17 protein-coding genes and 1 riboswitch are annotated in these 18,627 nt (G+C 62.2%); of the genes, 9 read left to right on the forward strand and 8 right to left on the reverse strand.

Features of this window, described 5'->3' with window-relative positions; all coding sequences use genetic code 11:
• Positions 1-387 precede the first annotated feature (387 nt).
• The 4 genes from AB7E19_RS00005 (at position 388) to AB7E19_RS00020 (ending at position 5,462) form a co-directional block, all read left to right on the forward strand.
• On the forward strand, positions 388-840 hold the full coding sequence (locus AB7E19_RS00005; RefSeq protein WP_029313820.1) for a pullulanase: 453 nt from the start codon (positions 388-390) through the stop codon (positions 838-840).
• 204 nt (positions 841-1,044) lie between these two features.
• Entirely contained in the window at positions 1,045-3,192 is a 2,148-nt protein-coding gene (locus AB7E19_RS00010) for an adenosylcobalamin-dependent ribonucleoside-diphosphate reductase (RefSeq protein ID WP_052816555.1), read from the forward strand.
• Between the two features lie 9 nt (positions 3,193-3,201).
• Complete coding sequence (locus tag AB7E19_RS00015; RefSeq protein ID WP_010673144.1) at positions 3,202-3,885, forward strand: hypothetical protein; 684 nt, start codon at positions 3,202-3,204, stop codon at positions 3,883-3,885.
• A 206-nt stretch (positions 3,886-4,091) separates the two neighbouring features.
• Positions 4,092-5,462, forward strand: coding sequence for a PhoH family protein (locus AB7E19_RS00020; protein ID WP_010673145.1), 1,371 nt, complete (start codon positions 4,092-4,094; stop codon positions 5,460-5,462).
• Positions 5,463-5,528: 66 nt separating this feature from the next.
• Here the strand turns inward: AB7E19_RS00020 and thiQ are convergent, their stop codons facing one another.
• From thiQ to thiB, 3 genes are all read right to left on the reverse strand, one after another.
• Positions 5,529-6,236, reverse strand: a complete 708-nt coding sequence (gene thiQ, locus AB7E19_RS00025) for a thiamine ABC transporter ATP-binding protein (protein ID WP_052816553.1) — start codon at positions 6,234-6,236, stop codon at positions 5,529-5,531.
• A gap of 141 nt (positions 6,237-6,377) precedes the next feature.
• On the reverse strand, positions 6,378-8,006 hold the full coding sequence (thiP, locus tag AB7E19_RS00030) for a thiamine/thiamine pyrophosphate ABC transporter permease (RefSeq protein WP_042016674.1): 1,629 nt from the start codon (positions 8,004-8,006) through the stop codon (positions 6,378-6,380).
• A complete protein-coding gene (gene thiB, locus AB7E19_RS00035) occupies positions 7,982-8,962 on the reverse strand; it encodes a thiamine ABC transporter substrate binding subunit (protein WP_427934387.1) in 981 nt (326 codons plus the stop codon). The genes thiP and thiB overlap by 25 nt, the downstream gene beginning before the upstream one ends.
• A gap of 83 nt (positions 8,963-9,045) precedes the next feature.
• A riboswitch (TPP riboswitch) is annotated at positions 9,046-9,136 on the reverse strand.
• Between the two features lie 91 nt (positions 9,137-9,227).
• Between thiB and AB7E19_RS00040 the strand changes: the two genes are divergently transcribed.
• A complete protein-coding gene (locus tag AB7E19_RS00040) occupies positions 9,228-9,518 on the forward strand; it encodes a PilZ domain-containing protein (protein ID WP_010673149.1) in 291 nt (96 codons plus the stop codon).
• Positions 9,519-9,569: 51 nt separating this feature from the next.
• Here AB7E19_RS00040 and AB7E19_RS00045 read toward each other — a convergent pair whose 3' ends face one another.
• The 5 genes from AB7E19_RS00045 to leuA form a co-directional block, all read right to left on the reverse strand.
• Entirely contained in the window at positions 9,570-10,499 is a 930-nt protein-coding gene (locus AB7E19_RS00045; protein WP_042016676.1) for a hypothetical protein, read from the reverse strand.
• Between the two features lie 112 nt (positions 10,500-10,611).
• The gene (gene leuD, locus AB7E19_RS00050; protein WP_039041180.1) at positions 10,612-11,211 is read right to left on the reverse strand and encodes a 3-isopropylmalate dehydratase small subunit; all 600 of its coding nucleotides are present in this window, start codon (positions 11,209-11,211) and stop codon (positions 10,612-10,614) included.
• A gap of 12 nt (positions 11,212-11,223) precedes the next feature.
• Positions 11,224-12,621, reverse strand: a complete 1,398-nt coding sequence (leuC, locus tag AB7E19_RS00055; protein WP_041211113.1) for a 3-isopropylmalate dehydratase large subunit — start codon at positions 12,619-12,621, stop codon at positions 11,224-11,226.
• Positions 12,622-12,653: 32 nt separating this feature from the next.
• The gene (gene leuB, locus AB7E19_RS00060) at positions 12,654-13,739 is read right to left on the reverse strand and encodes a 3-isopropylmalate dehydrogenase (RefSeq protein ID WP_039041178.1); all 1,086 of its coding nucleotides are present in this window, start codon (positions 13,737-13,739) and stop codon (positions 12,654-12,656) included.
• Positions 13,740-13,850: 111 nt separating this feature from the next.
• A complete protein-coding gene (leuA, locus tag AB7E19_RS00065) occupies positions 13,851-15,413 on the reverse strand; it encodes a 2-isopropylmalate synthase (RefSeq protein ID WP_322131025.1) in 1,563 nt (520 codons plus the stop codon).
• A gap of 405 nt (positions 15,414-15,818) precedes the next feature.
• On the opposite strand from leuA, the gene AB7E19_RS00070 reads away from it, so the two are divergent.
• The 4 genes from AB7E19_RS00070 to AB7E19_RS00085 all read left to right on the forward strand — a co-directional run bounded on the left by AB7E19_RS00070 (position 15,819) and on the right by AB7E19_RS00085 (position 18,365).
• Positions 15,819-16,442 carry a TetR/AcrR family transcriptional regulator gene (locus tag AB7E19_RS00070; RefSeq protein ID WP_010673155.1) on the forward strand — a complete coding sequence of 208 codons (624 nt, stop codon included), beginning with the start codon at positions 15,819-15,821 and terminating at the stop codon, positions 16,440-16,442.
• A gap of 125 nt (positions 16,443-16,567) precedes the next feature.
• A complete protein-coding gene (locus AB7E19_RS00075) occupies positions 16,568-17,071 on the forward strand; it encodes a phosphatase PAP2 family protein (RefSeq protein ID WP_039041177.1) in 504 nt (167 codons plus the stop codon).
• The gene (locus AB7E19_RS00080) at positions 17,068-18,177 is read left to right on the forward strand and encodes an MJ1255/VC2487 family glycosyltransferase (RefSeq protein ID WP_029313827.1); all 1,110 of its coding nucleotides are present in this window, start codon (positions 17,068-17,070) and stop codon (positions 18,175-18,177) included. Before AB7E19_RS00075 ends, AB7E19_RS00080 begins: the two co-directional genes overlap by 4 nt.
• Positions 18,178-18,212: 35 nt before the next feature.
• Positions 18,213-18,365: a hypothetical protein gene (locus tag AB7E19_RS00085; RefSeq protein WP_010673158.1), complete on the forward strand. Its 153-nt coding sequence runs from the start codon at positions 18,213-18,215 to the stop codon at positions 18,363-18,365.
• Positions 18,366-18,627 lie beyond the last annotated feature (262 nt).

Below are 18,627 nucleotides of genomic sequence, written 5' to 3' on the forward strand. Positions count from 1 at the left end.
TGCCGAACTCAGAAGTGAAACGCTGTAGCGCCGATGGTAGTGTGGCATTCGCCATGCGAGAGTAGGACACTGCCAGGCACCCAATACAAGAAACCCCGCTCACTCGAGCGGGGTTTTTTATTGCCTGAAATTCAGCCCTCACTGGAGGGCAAACGGGCACTATGGTGCTGTTTCTCGCCGTGTTTTCTGATACTCGCATTCATCATCCCAGCCAATATCGACGTGTTTGTGGCCTGTCTTTGCTCAATATCTATTCGAAAGCCTGCATTCTGGATATAAAAAGCACAGAATGTGATGCTTCTACCTTTCTTGTCATGCCTGCTCTGGTTTAATTCCCGGGTCCACATCGATGGACCAAGGAATCACAATAATTTGAGGAATGGACACATGTTCAAAAGAACAGTAACGATGATGCTGGCGGCGGGAACCCTGGTATTAGGCGGTTGCGCATCCAATGGTGGTGCAGAGCAGGCGGCGGCGGACAACAGTGACTTCGGCGGCAAGTCCATCTACCTGCGTGGTGAGATGAACGACTGGATGGCCACCGACGAAAGCAAGGTCGTCAAGGTTGCCGACAAGCTCTACATGGCCAAGGGGACGCTCAAGAAAGAGTGGGCTCCTTACAAGTTCAAGTTTGCCGACTCCGGCTGGAGTTGTGGCACCAACTTCGGTTACAAGAGCCCGAGCGATGGCGTTGCCGTGCTCGGCGGGGAACCTGTACCGGTCAACCCGTGCTCCAAGTATGAGGACATGAAGTTCTCGCCCGAGGCGGATGGCGTCTATGAGTTCTATCTGAATATGGCGGGTGAGACACCGAGCGTATACGTCAAGAAACCCTGAGATAGTCTCTCGCTTTAAATCTCTCGGAAATTGAACCGGTTAAATGCCCTGGCCCAGAAATCTGCTGGCCGGGGCATTTTTTTAGGATAGAATCGGCGCCCTTACGACGGATGAATCACAACATATTGTGTTTTAAGTTCTTAAATTTACTACTGGTAGTATTTTTGTCACGATATTGCCCCATTCACAGGAGGTTGATTGACCATGGCTAAATCCATTCCGGTACTGGAGGGCGTCACCGCCAGCCGCCAGATCCCTCTGCAGGAGACGTCTCTCGAGATCTGGGACAGCAAGTATCGTCTCAAGAGCAAGGATGGCGCCCCCATCGACGGCTCCATCGACGAGACCTACCAGCGTGTCGCTCGCGCGTTGGCTGCGCAGGAGCGCGACCCCGACACCTGGTATGAACCCTTCCTGTGGGCCCTGCGCAATGGTGCTATTCCGGCGGGCCGTATCACCTCCAACGCCGGGGCGTTTGAGCACAAGCCGGCGACCTCCACCATCAACTGCACCGTCTCCGGCACCATTGAGGATTCGATGGACGATATCCTCGGCAAGGTGCACGAGGCGGGGCTGACCCTGAAGGCGGGTTGTGGCATCGGCTATGATTTTTCAACCCTGCGACCGCGCGGAGCCTTCGTTTCGGGAGCGGGGGCCTATACCTCCGGGCCGCTCTCCTTCATGGATATCTACGACAAGATGTGCTTTACCGTCTCCTCTGCCGGTGGCCGTCGTGGCGCCCAGATGGGCACCATGGATATCCGTCACCCCGATGTCGTCGAGTTCATCCAGGCCAAGCGGGAGGATGGTCGCCTGCGTCAATTCAACCTCTCCCTGCTCATCACCGAAGAGTTCGTCAGTGCGGTGAAAGAGGATGCACCCTGGCAACTGATCTTCCCCTACACCGCCAAGGAGGTGGAGCAGGATGGCATCGCGCTGGATGACCCTGCGAGGGTGGTCTGGGCGGACTGGCCCAACAAGGAGGGTGTGGTGATCAACGAGCTGGGCCAGGTGGCCTGCAAGGTCTACAAGACCCTGCCCGCGCGCAAGCTGTGGAACGTCATCATGACCTCTACCTACGACTATGCGGAGCCCGGTTTCATCCTGATCGACAAGGTGAACCAGATGAACAACAACTGGTTCTGCGAAGAGATCCGTGCCACCAACCCCTGCGGTGAACAGCCTCTGCCGCCCTATGGGGCCTGTCTGCTGGGATCGGTCAACCTGACCACCTTCGTGCGCGATCCCTTCACCGAGCAGGCCGCCTTCGACTGGCCCGCGTTTCGCAAGGTGGTGGCCATCTTCACCCGTATGCTCGACAACGTGGTGGAGATAAACCAGCTGCCGCTGGCCAAGCAGCGCGAGGAGATCACCGCCAAGCGTCGCCACGGCATGGGCTTCCTGGGGCTGGGCTCGACGCTCACCATGCTGCGCATCAAGTACGGCTCTGCGGCCTCCGTCGCCTTCACCGAACAGGTCTCCCAGGAACTGGCGATGACCGGCTGGCAGGAGTCTCTGCGTCTGGCGAAGGAGAAGGGGCCGGCCCCCATCATGGAGCAGGAGTTCGAAGTCACCGGCAAGATGCTGCGTCTGCGCCCCGAAATGGCGGCAGATGGCATCAAGCTCGGCGACAAGGTGAAGGGCAAGGTGTTGCATGCCCGCTACAGCCGCTACATGCAGCAGGTGGCCGAGGTGGATCCCGCTCTGGTGGCCGAGCTGGCTGAGGTGGGTGGACGCTTCACCCATCACAGCAGCATAGCGCCGACCGGTACCATCTCCCTGTCGCTCGCCAACAACGCCAGTAACGGCATCGAGCCGAGCTTTGCCCACCACTACAGCCGCAATGTCATCAAGCCGGGCAAGAAGAGCAAGGAGAGCGTGGATGTCTACTCCTTCGAGCTGCTGGCCTATCGCGAGCTGGTGAACCCGGCCGCCATGCCCTATGCCGAGGAGGAGGGTAGCCGCCTGCCGGATTACTTCATCACCGCGGACGACGTCACGCCGACCGGGCACGTGGATATCCAGGCGGCGGCCCAGCGCTGGATCGACTCCTCCATCTCCAAGACCGCCAACGTGCCGACCGATTTTCCGTTCGAGCAGTTCAAGGATATCTACCTCTATGCCTCGGACTCCGGCCTCAAGGGCTGTACCACGTTCCGCTTCAACCCGGCCGCCTTCCAGGGCGTGCTGGTGAAGGAGAAGGATCTGGAGAACACCAGTTACGAGTTCACCCTGGAAGATGGCACCGTCATCACGGCGAAGGGGAACGAGGAGATCGAATACGATGGCGAACTGCACACCGCAGCCAATCTCTATGACGCCTTGAAAGAAGGCTATTACGGCAAGTTCTGAGGACGAGACATGGTCAAGAAAATCGACAGAAAAATCGTCGCCTACAAGGTAAAAACCCGGGATGAGCCGCAAGATGCGCCGACGCCCCAGGATGACGTGGTGCACATGCATGAAACCGTGTTGCGCCCGGAGCGGTTGATGGGCACCACCTACAAGCTGAAAACGCCGGAGCATGTCTCCGAGCACTCGCTGTTCATCACCATCAACGACATCATTCTCAACGAGGGCACGGTGCACGAGACCCGGCGCCCGTTCGAGATCTTCATCAACTCCAAGAGCCTGGAGCACTATCAGTGGATAGTGGCGCTGACCCGCATCATCTCGGCGGTGTTTCGCAAGGGAGGGGACGTCACCTTTCTGGTGGAGGAGTTGCGCTCCGTGTTCGATCCCAAGGGGGGGTACTGGAACAAGGGCAAGTACGTGCCCTCTCTCATCGCCGAAATTGGCAACGTGATCGAAACCCATCTCACCGAGATCGGCATGCTCAAGGTGCCCGGGCTGGACGAGCACCAGCAGGCGTTCCTGGCCGAGAAGCAGGCGCAATTGCAGGCACAGCAACAGGCAGAAGAGCAGCCGGCGGGCAGCGGTTTCCCACCCAGTGCCGCGCTCTGCTACAAGTGCCACACCAAGGCGCTGGTGCAAAAGGATGGCTGCATGACCTGTCTCAATTGCGGGGATTCCAAGTGCGGTTGAGGTGCTGATTGCCACCAAAGGCCGGCAACATGCCGGCCTTTTCGTTGCTGATTTTATGTTCGAATGACGCCCGTGATGGCAGCGATTTGTTGCGCACCGGTAAATTCGGGCGTAGCGTTGGGGGTAATAAAACTGTCACGGCCGTGTGGTTTCAATGACATCTGAGATTCACACACGTGGCACCTTCAGTGCCAAGGAGGATGCTTATGGACAACACGGACCGAAAGCTGTTTATCCTGGATACCAACGTTCTGCTTCACGAACCCCTCGCCATCTACTCCTTCAAAGAGCACGACGTGCTCATCCCCATGACGGTGCTCGAAGAGCTCGACAACATCAAGGATCGCCAGAAGGACGTCAGCCGTGATGCCCGCATCGCCATCCGTGCCCTGGAAGATGTGTTCCGCGATGCGACTCCGGAGCAGATAGTGCAAGGAGTGGCACTGGCCGGCGAGGCGAGCGGCCGTATCTCCATCTTCAGCGATCACCATCTGCCCCAGGATGCCGAGGTGTTCACCGACAAGGAGGCGGACAACCGCATCATCAACGCCGCCCTCTACCTGCAAAAGCACGAGATGAAGCGTCAGGTGGTGCTGGTCACCAAAGACATCAACATGCGCCTCAAGGCCAAGGGAGCAGGTCTTGCCCATGTGGAGGATTACCGCAGCGACCAGCTCATCGACGACATCCGCCTGCTCGCCAAGGGCTTCCAGGTGGTGCCCGGCAGCTTCTGGGAGCGGGTCGGCGAGTGCGACAGCGAAACCCATGGCCGCGATACGGTCCACGTTATCGATGCCAACCTGCTGGAGGGAGTTCACGTCAACCAGTACCTGCTGGACGAGGAGAACTTCTTTGCCGCGCGGGTACTGAGCCACGACGGCAACAAGATCCGCCTGAAAGATCTCGGCCGCGAGCGGCTGATGTCCCGCAAGGCCTGGGGGGTGCATCCCAAGAACGTCTATCAGGGCATGGCGCTGGATGCCCTGCTGGATCCGCACATCGACCTGGTGATCCTGACCGGCCCGGCGGGCTGCGGCAAGACCCTGCTTGCCATGGCGGCGGCGCTGGAGCTGGTGATCGAGAAGGGGATCTACGAGAAGGTGATCGTCACCCGCAATACCCCGGAAATTGCCGAGAGCATCGGCTTCCTGCCCGGCACCGAGGAGGAGAAGATGATGCCCTGGCTGGCGGCGGTGACCGACACCCTGGAGGTGCTGCACAAGCAGGACGAGAACATGAGCGGGTCGCTCAGCTACATCATGGAGAAGGCCAATATCCAGTTCAAATCGGTCAACTTCATGCGCGGGCGCAGCATCCAGAACACCTTCGTGCTGCTGGACGAGTGCCAGAACCTGACCGCGTCCCAGATCAAGACCATCATCACCCGCTGCGGGGAGGGGACCAAGATCGTCTGCTCCGGCAACCTGGCTCAGATCGACTCCAACTACCTGAGCCCGGTGACCTCGGGTCTGACCTACATCGTCGAGCGGTTCAAGGACTTCGACGGCAGTGCCAACATCTTCCTGAACGGGGTGGTGCGCAGCCGGCTGGCTTCGTTCGCCGAGGAAAATCTCTGATTTGACGGGATCTCTGCATGAGAAAGGGGAAGCCGGACGGCTTCCCCTTTTTTGATCCCGCCTATCTCATGCCTCTCTCGGTCGGCCCAGGTAGCGCAGCAGCCCCGGGTGATCGCTGCTGTGCAGGATATCCGGCTTGCCCTGCAAGGCGATGCGCCCTGCGTCGATGAAGAGCACCTGATCGGCGATGAGCTGGGCATCCTCGGGGTTGTGAGAGACCATCAGCACGGTGATGCCCTGCTCGCAGGCGAGGCGGGCGACCTCCGCCAGCATCTCCCGGCGCAGGGCCGGATCGAGGGCCGAGAAGGGCTCGTCCAGCAGCAGCAGCGGCCTGCCCCGCACCAGGGCGCGGGCCAGCCCCACCCGCTGCTGCTGGCCGCCGGAGAGCTGCTCCGGTAGGCGCGTCAGCATCTCGCCCAGGCCCACCTTGTCAGCGGCCTCCTGCACCTGCCTTTTCTGGGCCGGATTCAAGCGCAGGCCGGGATGCAGGCCGATGGCGATGTTGTCGAACACCGACAGGTGCAGGAAGAGGTTGTGATCCTGGAACAGGGTGGTGACCGGGCGCTCGGCGGGGCCCAGTGACAGCAGATCCTGGCCGTCGAAGGTGAGGGTGCCCGACTCCACCGGCACGAAGCCCGCGATCATGCCGAGCAGGGTGGACTTGCCGGCGCCGCTCGGACCGATGAGGGCGGTGATCTCCCCTTTGGGCAAGGTCGCACTGAAGGTCACCTGCCAGTCGGGATAACTGGTGACCAGTTCCTCAATTACCAGCATGTTTGGCTCCTGAATGTCGTTTTATAGAACAACAAGTAAGAAAAATTGATGAAAGGCAGCGTGAGTGACTGCCCCAAGGGGCGCCCCAGGGACGTGCCCGGCCGGATCCTGGGGGCAGGGAGGCGGCAATGCCGCCGGGGATCAGTGATCCACATGCCTGCCTCCCAGTCCCCGCTCCACCAGCCAGAACAGGGAGAAGCAGAGGGTGAGCAGCAGCAGGGCGGTGGCGGCCGCCTCGGTCAGCCGGTAGCTGCCGAGCTGCTGATAGAGCAGCCAGGGCAGGGTAGTGAGGGTCTGGCTGCCGAACATGGCGATGGCCCCGAGATCCCCGAGGGACAATATCATCGAGAGCGCCATGGCCAGGGCCAGCGGACGGCGCAGCAGGGGCCACTCCACCAGGCGCAGGCGATGCAGGCCGCGCACTCCCAGGCTGTCCGCCAGCCGATCGTACTGGCGCACCACCAGTTGCATGGGGGCCGAGAGGGTGCGCAGCACATAGGGCAGCGCCATCAGGGCGTTGACCAGCACCACCAGCCAGGGGCCCAGGGCAAAGACGTCGGTGAAGGGCATGAACAGGATGAAGAGGCCGGTGGAGAGCACCACCGCCGGGATCATCAGGATCATGGAGCCGCTGGCCTCCCACAGGGCGGCGGCCCGCCGTTTGCGATCCCGCACCCTCAGGTGCCGGCTGGTGAGCAGCAGCCCGGCACCGAGCAAAGTGGCCAGGGAGCCCGCCGCCAGGGCTATGCCCAGGGACTGCCCCCCTGCCTGCCACAGCCGGGGTGAGCCGAGCGCCGCCAGCAGACCGGGGTTGAACCCGGCGACCACGATGGCCAGCAGGGGCGGCAGGAAGATGGCGAGCCCCATGGTCAGGGCCAGGCCATCCACCAGAGCGCTGCCCTTCTGGTGTCTGTCGGGACGCAGGCAGGGGCGACGGCTGGTGAGGCGACTGGCCGGGGTGGTCTGCAGCTTGTGTTGCAGCAGGAGCAGGGCCAGGGTCAGCAGCAGTTGCACCAGGGCGAGCCCGCCAGCGGTGGCGAGATCGAAGTCAAAGCGCAGCGCCTGGTAGACCGCTACCTCCAGTGTGGTGGACTTGGGGCCGCCCCCGAGCGCCAGCACTGTGGTGAAGCTGGTGAAGCAGAGCATGAAGATGAGGCTGGCGAGCCCCGGCAAGATGCCGCGGATGAGCGGCCACTCCAGCAGCCGGAAGATGTGGGAGGAGCGCATGCCGAGCTGGCTGGCGAGGCGCCAGGAGGACTCGGGGATGCTCTCTATGCTCTGCAGGATGAGGCGGGCAGCCAGCGGCATGTTGAAGAAGACATGGGCTAGCAGGATGCCGAACAGGCCATAGAGATAGTTGCCGGGATCCAGGCCCAGGCCGTGCAGCAGTTGCGGCAGCCAGCCCTGACGACCGTGCACCGCCACCATGCCGAAGATGGCGATGATGACCGGCAGCACCAGGGAGAGGCCGAACAGCTTGAGCAGCAGGCGGCGTCCGGTGAAACGGCGTCGCGCCAGGGCTCTGGCCACCGGGATGGCAAGCCCCAGGCTCAGCAGGGTGGAGAGCAGTGCCTGCCAGAGGCTGAAACCCAGCACGTGGCGCAGGTAGGGATCGCCTAGCAGGGCGCGGGGGGAGAGGGCCCCCGCCTGCCACAACAGGGCGACCAGCGGCCCAATGGAGAGCAGCAGGATGACCAGGGTGGCTGCACTGCCGGGCAGCCACCAGAGGGTGCGACGACCTGAACTCACTGGGTGACGGCTTGCAGCCATTCGCGGATCCACCCCTTGCGGTTGGCGGCCACCTCGTCAGCGCTGAAGGTGAGCGGCTTAGCTACGGTGATCATCTGTTCGAACCCCTTGGGCAGCACCACGTCTGTCACCGGATACATCCAGTTGCCGCCGGGGATCTCGTTCTGGAAGGCGGGGCCCACCATGAATTGCAGGAACTGGTCAGCCAGTTTGCCCTGTGTGGCGCCCTTGAGCTTGGCCGCTACTTCCACCTGGCGGTAGTGACCCTCCTCGAACGCGGCCGCCCGGTACTGGGGTTTGCTCTCGGCAATCAGGTGATAGGCGGGGGAGGTGGTGTAGGAGAGCACCATGTCCGCCTCGCCGTCGAGGAACATGCCGTAGGCCTCTGACCACCCCTTGGTGACGGTGACCGTCTTTTTGGCCAGTTGCGCCCAGGCGGTCGGTGCCTCATCCCCGTAGACCGACTTCATCCAGAGCATCAGGCCCTGACCCGGGGTGGAGGTGCGGGGATCCTGATAGATCACCTTGATATCGGGGCGCGCCACCAGCTCCTTCAGGCTCTTGGGGGGCTGCTTGAGCTTGTTGCTGTCATAGACGAAGGCGAAGTAGCCGTAGTCATAGGGGACAAAGGTGTCGTCCTGCCAGCCACCCGGTACCTTGAGGCCATCGAGCCTGGTGGAATGGGGGGCGAACAGGCCGCTCTGTTTGGCCTCGCTGATGAGGGCATCGTCCAGCCCCAGCACCATGTCGGCCTTGCTGTGCTGGCCTTCCAGCCGCAGCCGGTTGAGGATGGCGACGCCATCCTCGAGGGGTACCAGATTGAGGGTGCAGCCGCACTCCTTCTCGAAGGCCTGCTTGATCTTGGGGCCCGGCCCCCATTCGGCGGCGAAGGAGCCGTAGGTGTAGACGGTGAGGGTGTCGGCGGCAAACGCCTGGGCAGAGAGCAGGCTGGTGGCGATCAGCAGCAGGGTCTTCATCAATGGCACTCCTGTGGATGTCGGGGTGCTCATCAATGGCACCTCGCGTGTGGTGAGCGCCGGCGGATGAGGGCACAAAAAACGCGCGCCATGCCTCAAATTCCTCCGCCAGCATTATCTGGATCAGGTTCACGGGTATAATCTCAGCGGTAAACCGCACCCCGTTTGAGCAACGCATCGCATTGTATTGGCGTTCCTGGGGGGAGGCCAGCACTATGTTTCACGGGCCGCATCGTGCGAGCCACCACCAAGGAGGAAGTCCCCAGTGATCACCAGCACCAAGGAAAGACGTGCCTTCCAGCGCATGGTCATCAATGCCCCCGTCACCCTGTTCCAGCATCAGCAGGTGCTGGAGGGGGTCTGCCGGGATCTCAGCGCCAACGGCATGGGCGTCGAGGTGAACAAGCACGAGTTCGATCTGGCCCAGCCCATCCGGGTGAGCCTGGCGACCAGCAGCAATCTTCTGCCTCCCTTCGAGGCCCAGGCTCGCATCGTGCGGGTGCTGGAGGAAGAAGACGGTCTCCTGCTGGCGCTGGAGTTTCTCTCCCTCACCTGAGACCCGGGCGCCCGTCCTCCTCGAGACAGGCCAGCCATGGGCTGGCCTGTCTCATTTCCCCTCATCCTGCACCGGCTGCACGCTCAACTGGCCGCTGTCGACCAGCGTCTTGCTGGTGGGCGCGAGCTGGCCCATGGGCAGCTGGGCCGGGCCGGTCGGCTCCATCAGGAGGTAGGTCTCCCCCGCCCGGCTCAAGGTGGCTTCCCCCGGCTTGGCTGGCAGGGCCACCCCCAGGAGGGCGTGTCCCGGCACGAACACCATGGCCTGCTTGAGATCGGGATACCCCTGGGCCAGCAGGGCGGCCATCAGGGTCACCTTGCTGTCGCAATCCCCCCGGTTCTGCTCCAGCACCTGGCGCGGGCTCAGAAACCCCTTGCCAGAGCGGCCCGACTGGCTGTCGAGCAGTTGATAGGGAATGGCCTGGATGAAGTCGAGCATGTGGGCCACCGTCTTCTGGCGCGCCTCGGTCTCGGTGGCCCCTTCCTGCTTGAGCTGCTCCATCAACGGGGCCAGTTCGTCCCGGCTCTCCAGGGCGATGCGCACATGATCCTGCTTGATGGCGGGAGCGCCGTCGGGGGCAGTGAAGGGCTGGAAGTAGTGCTGCGTGAGCCAGGCAGCCTCCAGTTTGGCCTGCTCGGGCTTGACCCATTGGGAGGCTTCCCGCGCCTTGTCGGCGTTGCGGCTCTTGATGCTGAGGCTCATGGCGGGGCGAACGAGGGAGAACTGCACCTCGGGGAACGCCAGGGGGGCCTGTTGCAGCAGGCTTTGCAGTACGTCTTCCTGCATCCTGGCCGGACGGTAAGCGATGAGAGGGGGCAGCTTGCCCGCCTCCAGCCGGTAGCTGAGCTGCTGCGCCTTGCCCTCCCTGTCCTGCCAGCCGACGTTGAGCTGACCGCCACTGTTGGTGAAAGAGGTCTGCCCGCCCAGGGCCGGGAGGCTGAGCAGCAGGCAGAGCAATGAAAGGGCGCCCCTTGCGGACATGGGTGTCTCCTGTCGGACATGCAGAGGTGGCGGGCTTTGTACAGCGACCCGACAATAAAACAGGGAGCCTTGGCTCCCTGTTGATTCTACTCGCTTTCTTGTCGCAGGCTCGTCAAATCCAGCTTGGCTGCTTCGCCTCGAAGGCGCTGATGGCGGCCTCGTGCTGCAGGGTCAGACCGATGGCATCCAGCCCGTTGAGCAGACAGTAGCGACGGAACTCGTCGATTTCGAAGCCGAACGTGAGGCTGCCTGCACGCACCTGGTTGGCCTCCAGATCCACTTCGATCTCGATACCCGGCTGGGCGGCGACCAGCTGGAACAGGGCGTCGACCTCCTCCTCTTTCAGACGAACCGGCACCATGCCGTTGTTGATGGCGTTGCCGTAGAAGATGTCGGCAAAGCTCGGGGCGATCATGGTCTTGAAGCCGTAGTCCGCCAGCGCCCAGGGGGCGTGCTCACGACTCGAGCCGCAGCCGAAGTTCTCGCGGGCCAGCAGGATGCTGGCACCAGCGAATTGCGGTTTGTTCAGTACGAACTCCGGGTTGGGCTGTTCCCCTGCATCGTCCAGGAAGCGCCAGTCGTGGAACAGGTGCTTGCCAAAGCCGATGCGGTTCACCTTCTGCAGGAACTGCTTGGGAATGATGGCGTCGGTGTCGACGTTGGCGCTGTCGAGGGGAACGACGATCCCTTTATGCTGTTTGAAACCTGTCATGTACGTTCCCTCTTACAGTGCACGAATGTCGGCGAAGCGGCCGGTGACGGCGGCGGCGGCGGCCATGGCCGGGCTCACCAGGTGGGTGCGACCGGCACGACCCTGACGCCCCTCGAAGTTGCGGTTGCTGGTGGAGGCGCAGCGCTCCCCCGGTTGCAGCCGGTCGTTGTTCATGGCCAGACACATGGAGCAGCCGGGCAAACGCCACTCAAAGCCTGCCTCGATGAAGATCTTGTCCAGCCCCTCGGCCTCGGCCTGGGCCTTCACCTGCTCGGAGCCCGGCACCACCAGGGCCTGTACCCCGGCGGCGACCTTGCGGCCACGGGCGATGGCGGCGGCAGCGCGCAGATCCTCGATGCGGCTGTTGGTGCACGAACCGATGAACACCTTGTCGATGGCCACGTCGGAGAGCTTCTGGCCCGGTTGCAGGTCCATGTAGGCGAGGGCCTTGCGGGCGGACTGCTGCTCCACCGGATCGGCGAAGGATTCCGGGGCAGGGATGGGCTCATTGACGGCAATCACCTGGCCCGGGTTGGTGCCCCAGGTCACTTGCGGGGCGATGTCGGCGGCGTCGAGCACCACTTCGGCATCGAAGTGGGCACCTTCGTCGCTCTTGAGGGTCAGCCAGTAGGCGATGGCCTGCTCCAGCGCCTCCCCCTTGGGAGCGAACTCCTTGCCACGGATGTAGTCGATGGTGGTCTGGTCGGGGGCAATCATGCCCGCTTTGGCGCCGAGCTCGATGGCCATGTTGCACACCGTCATGCGCCCTTCCATGGTGAGCCCCTCGATGGCTTCACCGGCGAACTCCACCACGTAGCCGGTCCCGCCTGCGTGACCTACCTTGCCGATGATGGCGAGCACCACGTCTTTGGCGCTGATGCCTGCGGCCAGCTTGCCGTTGACAGAGATACGCATGGTCCTGGCGCGGCCCTGTTTCAGGGTCTGGGTGGCCATCACGTGTTCCACTTCGGAGGTGCCGATACCGAACGCGAGCGAGCCAAAGGCGCCGTGGGTGGCGGTGTGGGAGTCACCGCAGACGATGGTGGTGCCGGGCAATGTGATGCCGAGCTCCGGGCCCATCACGTGGACGATGCCCTGATATTTGTGGTTCAAGTCATAGAGACGAACCCCGAACGCCTTGCAGTTGGCGGCGAGAGTCTCCATCTGGATGCGGGCCATCTCGCCGGAGGCGGCGATGTCCTTGGTGGTGGTGGAGACGTTGTGATCCATAGTGGCCCAGGTCAGATCCGGGCGACGCAGCTGGCGGTTCATGGCGCGCAGGCCGTCGAATGCCTGGGGGCTGGTCACTTCATGCACCAGATGACGGTCGATGTAGATGAGAGGGGTTTCCCCTTCCACTTCCCGCACCACGTGGGCGTCGAACACTTTCTGATAGAGGGTCTTGGACATTGCTCGGTTTCCTTGTTATCGATGCCGTGGGATCAGATGCGCGCGGCGATCTGGCTGCCCATGTCGGCCGTGCTCTGCACCGGGTGCGTGGCGCTGGCCTGATGCAGGTCGGCGGTGAAATAGCCTTCTGCCAGGGTCTGGGCCACAGCCTGCTCGATGGCCTGGGCGGCGGCTTCCTGGCCGAGACTGTAACGCAGCATCAGGGCGGCGGAGAGGATCTGGGCGATGGGATTCGCAATCCCCTTGCCGGCGATATCCGGGGCCGAGCCACCGGCCGGCTCGAACAGGCCGAAGCCGGATTCGTTGAGGCTGGCGGAGGGGAGCAGGCCCATGGAGCCAGTGATCATGGCGCACTCGTCGGAGAGGATGTCACCGAACAGGTTGGAGCAGAGCAGCACGTCGAACTGGGACGGATCCTTGATGAGCTGCATGGTGGCGTTGTCGATGTACATGTGGTTCAGGGCCACGTCCGGGTAGGACTTGGCGACCTCGGTCACCACCTCGCGCCACAGGATGGAGGAGGCGAGCACGTTGGCCTTGTCGATGGAGGTGACCCTGGACTTGCGCACCCGGGCCGATTCAAACGCTATCTTGGCGATGCGCTCGATCTCGAAGCGGTGGTACACCTCGGTGTCGAAGGCCTTCTCGGTGGCGCCTTCCCCTTCACGCCCCTTGGGCTGGCCGAAATAGATGCCGCCGGTCAGCTCGCGCACGCAGGCGATGTCGAAGCCGCGATCGGAGATGTCGGCACGCAGCGGGGAGAACTGCTCCAGACCGGTGTAGATGCGGGCCGGGCGCAGGTTGCAGAACAGTTTGAAGTGGGCACGCAGGGGCAGCAGGGCACCGCGCTCCGGCTGATCGTTGGGCGGCAGGTGCTCCCACTTGGGGCCACCCACCGATCCGAACAGCACCGCATCGGCCGCTTCGCAGCCTTTGATCGTGCTCTGGGGCAGCGGTGTGCCGTGGTTGTCGATGGCGATGCCGCCGACGTCGTGACGGTCATAGTCGAGGGAGAAGCCGAATTTGGTCTGCACCTTTTCCAGTACCTTGATGGCCTCAGCCATCACTTCCGGGCCAATGCCGTCACCCGGCAATACTGCGATCCGATAACTGCTCATACTCTCTCCGTCTTGATAGTGTGATTCCGTTTCATCCGGGAGGCCGGTCCGGGCCACTGCCCTGGCCCCGGTCCTCCCCATGTCATGCTGTCATCTTGTCCGGCGGCGGGCTCAGACGGTTTCCGATTTGATGGTGTGGTTGCGCTCCATCTGCTCGGCCACCTGGTCCGCGCGCCAGATGCTGTTGATCACGTGGACCAGGGCCTGGGCCGAGGATTCGATGATGTCGGTGGCCAGCCCCATGCCGTGGAACTTGCGCCCCTTGTACTCGGCGACGATGTCCACTTGGCCGAGGGCGTTCTTGCCCTCGCCCTTGCCCTTGAGTTCGTATTTATCGATGCGGATCTCGTAGCCGGTGATGCGGTTGATGCACTGGTAGACCGCATCCACCGGGCCGTTGCCGGTGGCGGCTTCGCAGATCAGATCCTGGCCTACCTTGAGCTTGACCGAGGCGGTGGCGAGCACCGAGCTGCCGCTCTGCACGCCGAGGTACTCCAGCTTGAAGTGCTCGGGCTCCTCATGGATCTGGCTGAAGAAGGCGAGGGCCTCCAGGTCGTAGTCGAACACCTGGCCCTTCTTGTCGGCCAGGGTGAGGAACTTGGCGTAGAGATCGTCGAGGTCGTAGCTGCTCTCGGCGTAGCCCATGGACTCCATCCGGTGCTTGATGACGTGGCGGCCGGAGCGGGAGGTCATGTTGAGGTTGTTCTGGGTGAGACCGATGCTCTCGGGGGTGATGATTTCATAGGTGTTCTTCGCCTTGAGCACGCCGTCCTGATGGATGCCTGAGCTGTGGGAGAAGGCGTTGGCGCCGACGATGGCCTTGTTGGGCTGCACCGGCATGTTGCAGATTTGACTGACGAGGGTGCTGGTCCGATGGATCTCGCTGTGGCGGATGTTGGTGTGTACCCCGAGCAGGTCGGCGCGGGTTTTCAGGATCATCGCGACCTCTTCCAGGGAGCAGTTGCCAGCACGCTCGCCGATGCCGTTGATGGTGCACTCGATCTGGCGGGCCCCCATCTGCACGGCACTGATGGAGTTGGCCACCGAGAGGCCCAGATCGTCGTGGCAGTGCACCGAGATGATGGCCTTGTCGATGTTGGGTACCCGGTTGAACAGGGTGTAGATGATGCCGGAGAATTCGGTCGGCACCGTGTAGCCCACGGTATCCGGGATATTGATGGTGCGGGCGCCGGCCTTGATGGCGGCTTCCACCATGCGGCACAGGTTGTCTATCGGGGTGCGGCCCGCATCTTCGCAGGAGAACTCCACGTCATCGGTGTAGCGCAAGGCGTGCTTGATGGCGCCGACCCCCATCTCCAGCACGTCTTCGAAGCTCTTTTTCAGCTTGCTCTCCACGTGGATGGAGGAGGTGGAGATGAAGGTATGGATGCGAAACGCCTCTGCCACTTTCAAGGCTTCGCCGGCGGCATCGATGTCTTTTTGCAGGGCGCGAGCCAGGGCGCAGACCCGGCTGTTCTTGATGTGGCGGGCGATGGTCTGAACCGATTGAAAATCGCCGGGGGAGGAGACGGGGAAACCCACTTCCATGATATCGACACCGAGCCGCTCCAGCGCCTGGGCGATCTGCAGCTTCTCCTTGACCGTCAAGCTGGCCGACAGCGCCTGCTCACCATCACGCAAGGTGGTGTCGAATATGATGACCCGATCTGACATGTGACTTCCCTCTTCCTAAGTTCGCTGCGTGCATCCTGCATGGCATAAAAAAACCCGTGCGGGGTGCACGGGTTTCTGTAAATTCCGGCTATGCCTTAGCCCGGCTACAAGGATCCCGCGCGAGGAGTCGCGATTAGGGAGAGCAGTAGTAGCGGAGCGGCAATACGCATGATGTCTCAATCCTTCCAGTCGATAACGCTACTACCAATAACGAGATTTTTATGCTGTGTCAACCGGAATGGACAGGTTCAATCCACTGGTTTATTTAATCGGATTGTAAAGGAGTGCAAATTCTCTTGTCCCATATTCGGTTCATGCCTGATTATCTGGTCATTCCTGCTGTACTCGATCACCCGCACAATCAGATCGACTTATCAGCCCTTGCTGAATTATCTGAGGTATTCCATGGAAAAACGCAGACCTGGCCGTCCAGTCGGACGTTCCGACATTCGTGACAAGCTGCTTGCCGCCGCACGCGAACGTTTTCTCAACACCCCCTACAGCAAGGTGACGACCCGCGAGATTGCCGAGCTGGCAGGCTCCAATCTGGCGATGATCCACTACTACTTCGGCAGCAAGGAAGGCCTCTACAAGGCGGTGCTGGGGGATGTGGCCGAGCCCCTTGAGCAAGCCTGGCACGACGAGAGCAGCAACCGCAGCCTGACCGATCTGCTCAATACCTACTATCAGGTGATGGCGCCCAACAGCGAGCTGACCTCCGCCATCTCCAGCGCATTGTCCACTGAAAAGAGCCCGGGGCGTGATTTTGTGCTGAGCCGCCTGCTGGATCGCCAACTTCCCCAGTTCGATGCCCTGCTCGAATCCATGCGCTCCAACGGCCAGCTGGCGGACAACCTGGACCCCGAGATGCTGAAGATCTCCTTCCTCAGCATGATGTGGCAGCCTTTCGTGATGAAGGATCTCTACGAACAGGTGTTTGGTCTGACGGTGGACGAGCACTTCATGAGCCGCCTCGCGGCCCACAACTGCCGCCTGATGGAAAACGGCCTGCGCGGTGCCCTGAACTGACTTTTCCGGGATGACGGATGAAAAAGGGCCCCTGGGCCCTTTTTTTCATCAATCTGTTATCTGGGCGTCAACGAAGTGTCATGCCGCCCTCCTAGTCTGCACTCAGGATGCAAGGGAGGGCCGTGATGAACAAGATCCAGCAATGGGACCTGCGGGTGTGCCGTGTCTGCCTGCTCCACCCCTACAATCAGCCGCAGGCCAGGATAAGCCGGCTTGTCTCCCGTACCGGTGACGGCCCCCTCTATGCCGTGGCGGCCTGCCTGCTCTGGTGGCAGGGGAGCGCCGGGCAGGAGGCGGTCAGGGTGGCGCTCTGGGCGTTTGCCCTCGAGTTGCCGCTCTACCTGCTGCTCAAGAATGCCCTCAAACGCCAGCGCCCGGCAGGGCTGCCTGTCTTCATCACCCCGTCGGATCGTTACAGCCTGCCCTCGGGCCATACCGCGGCCGCCTTTCTGATGGCGACCGTACTGGCCGCCAGTTTCCCGCTCTGGGCACCGCTGCTGTTTGTCTGGGCCGCGCTGGTGGGGGCGTCCCGCCTGCTGCTCGGGGTGCATTATCTGAGTGATCTGGTGGCCGGGGCGCTGCTTGGCGGTGGTTGCGCCCTCTGGGCGCTGGGTTGGAGCCAGGGATGAGGATACTGTTCGGCGTTCAGGGGACCGGCAACGGCCACATCAGTCGTAGCCGGACCCTGGCGCGCGCATTGAAGAGCAGGGGCGTGGCGGTGGACTATCTGTTCAGCGGGCGCGCCGCCGACGGCTACTTCGAGATGGGGGAGTTCGGGGATTATCGCACCTTCCCCGGTATCACTTTCGCCAGCCATCAGGGGCGCATCTCGGGCTGGCGCACCCTCAAGGGACTCTCTCCCCTGCGTTTCTGGCAAGATCTGCGTGCCCTCGATTGTCGCGAGTACGATCTGGTCATCAGCGACTTCGAGCCGCTCAGTGCCCATGCGGCTCGCCGCTGGGGCAAACCCAGCCTCACCATCAGCCATCAGGCGAGCTTCGACTGGCCGATCCCGCGCTGGGGGGAGAGCGGCTTCAACCGTCAGCTGATGCGCCATTTTGCGCCGGTACGCCAGTCCCTGGGGCTGCACTGGTTCCATTTCGGCCAGCCCCTACTGCCTCCCATCGTCGATCCCCTCGAGCCGGTGCCGGACAACCAGCAGATCCTGGTCTATCTGCCATTCGAGCAGACAGAGACGATCGCGGCCCTGTTGTCGCGTTTCAGCACGCAGTCGTTCATCTGCTTCCATCCCGAGGTGCGCAAGCGTAGCGAGTGGCGCAACATCCGCTTTGAACCTCAGGCCAGAGAGGGCTTCAAGCTGGCGCTGGCAGGTTGTCGCGGGGTCATCAGCAATGCGGGATTCGAGCTTGCCTCCGAGGCGCTCTCCCTTGGCAAGAAGCTGCTGGTCAAACCCCTGGGTGGCCAGTTCGAGCAGTTGACCAACGGCAGGACCCTGGAGCTGATGGGGCTGGCCCAGTTGATGGACAGCCTGGATGCCAATGCGGTGCGAAGCTGGCTGGAGGCCCCTTCTCCTGGCAGGGTACGCTATCCCGATGTGGCAGGAGAGCTGGCCGACTGGTTGCTGGCCGGGGCCGGGGAGGAGGTGGGGGCGCTCTCCCGCCGCCTCTGGGGCAGGACCCTCTTTCCGGAGGAGGTGTGTGACAGCCTGGGGGAGCTTGCCAGCCGTACCGGCCAGGAGCGTCCCTGGTTATCCCAACTCAGCGCCTTTGACTAAACTGAGTCGATCCCACCACGGAGAGGACGGACAGCATGCGCTTTACCAATGAAAACGGCGACACCATGACTCTGGCAGACAATCTCACCCTGCATGAGCTGCTCGACATGGGTGTCAGCATTTCGGTCTGCGAAGAGACGGATCCGGATCAGCAGATCTGGCTGGCAGAACCCGAAGACGAGCAGTGAAACCAGCCAGTTTTTGACGGCCCACCCCCTCGGGGTGGGCCGTTTATTTTGTTCCTGACCGACGCGGGCAGCATGATCCGCTGGTTGTTCCCCCCAGGGCCCCTCTTTGTTGCCCGTCTGGTGGCCAAGTCACTGAATGTTAATAGCTGTTTGAAATTTATGACTGTTATGGCCAGACAAAGCCGTGGACAAGCGTTCACGGGCGGGTTAAGTTGGTTTTTCACCCGCTTTTCGGGTGAATGATGGAAAACCCCTATTTTTC

The organism is Aeromonas sp., assembly GCF_050252055.1.
GTDB classification, from domain to species: Bacteria; Pseudomonadota; Gammaproteobacteria; order Enterobacterales; family Aeromonadaceae; genus Aeromonas; species Aeromonas caviae.

Bases quoted from the DNA above. Each gene is read 5' to 3' on its own strand.
- thiP (WP_042016674.1), bottom strand. From the start codon at position 8,006: ATGGCTGCAAGCCGTCACCCAGTGAGTTCAGGTCGTCGCACCCTCTGG.
- AB7E19_RS00045 (WP_042016676.1), bottom strand. From the start codon at position 10,499: ATGTCCGCAAGGGGCGCCCTTTCATTGCTCTGCCTGCTGCTCAGCCTC.
- AB7E19_RS00080 (WP_029313827.1), top strand. From the start codon at position 17,068: ATGAGGATACTGTTCGGCGTTCAGGGGACCGGCAACGGCCACATCAGT.
- thiB (WP_427934387.1), bottom strand. From the start codon at position 8,962: ATGAAGACCCTGCTGCTGATCGCCACCAGCCTGCTCTCTGCCCAGGCG.
- leuA (WP_322131025.1), bottom strand. From the start codon at position 15,413: ATGTCAGATCGGGTCATCATATTCGACACCACCTTGCGTGATGGTGAG.
- AB7E19_RS00010 (WP_052816555.1), top strand. From the start codon at position 1,045: ATGGCTAAATCCATTCCGGTACTGGAGGGCGTCACCGCCAGCCGCCAG.
- leuC (WP_041211113.1), bottom strand. From the start codon at position 12,621: ATGTCCAAGACCCTCTATCAGAAAGTGTTCGACGCCCACGTGGTGCGG.
- thiQ (WP_052816553.1), bottom strand. From the start codon at position 6,236: ATGCTGGTAATTGAGGAACTGGTCACCAGTTATCCCGACTGGCAGGTG.
- AB7E19_RS00070 (WP_010673155.1), top strand. From the start codon at position 15,819: ATGGAAAAACGCAGACCTGGCCGTCCAGTCGGACGTTCCGACATTCGT.
- leuD (WP_039041180.1), bottom strand. From the start codon at position 11,211: ATGACAGGTTTCAAACAGCATAAAGGGATCGTCGTTCCCCTCGACAGC.
- AB7E19_RS00015 (WP_010673144.1), top strand. From the start codon at position 3,202: ATGGTCAAGAAAATCGACAGAAAAATCGTCGCCTACAAGGTAAAAACC.
- AB7E19_RS00075 (WP_039041177.1), top strand. From the start codon at position 16,568: ATGAACAAGATCCAGCAATGGGACCTGCGGGTGTGCCGTGTCTGCCTG.
- leuB (WP_039041178.1), bottom strand. From the start codon at position 13,739: ATGAGCAGTTATCGGATCGCAGTATTGCCGGGTGACGGCATTGGCCCG.
- AB7E19_RS00085 (WP_010673158.1), top strand. From the start codon at position 18,213: ATGCGCTTTACCAATGAAAACGGCGACACCATGACTCTGGCAGACAAT.
- AB7E19_RS00005 (WP_029313820.1), top strand. From the start codon at position 388: ATGTTCAAAAGAACAGTAACGATGATGCTGGCGGCGGGAACCCTGGTA.
- AB7E19_RS00020 (WP_010673145.1), top strand. From the start codon at position 4,092: ATGGACAACACGGACCGAAAGCTGTTTATCCTGGATACCAACGTTCTG.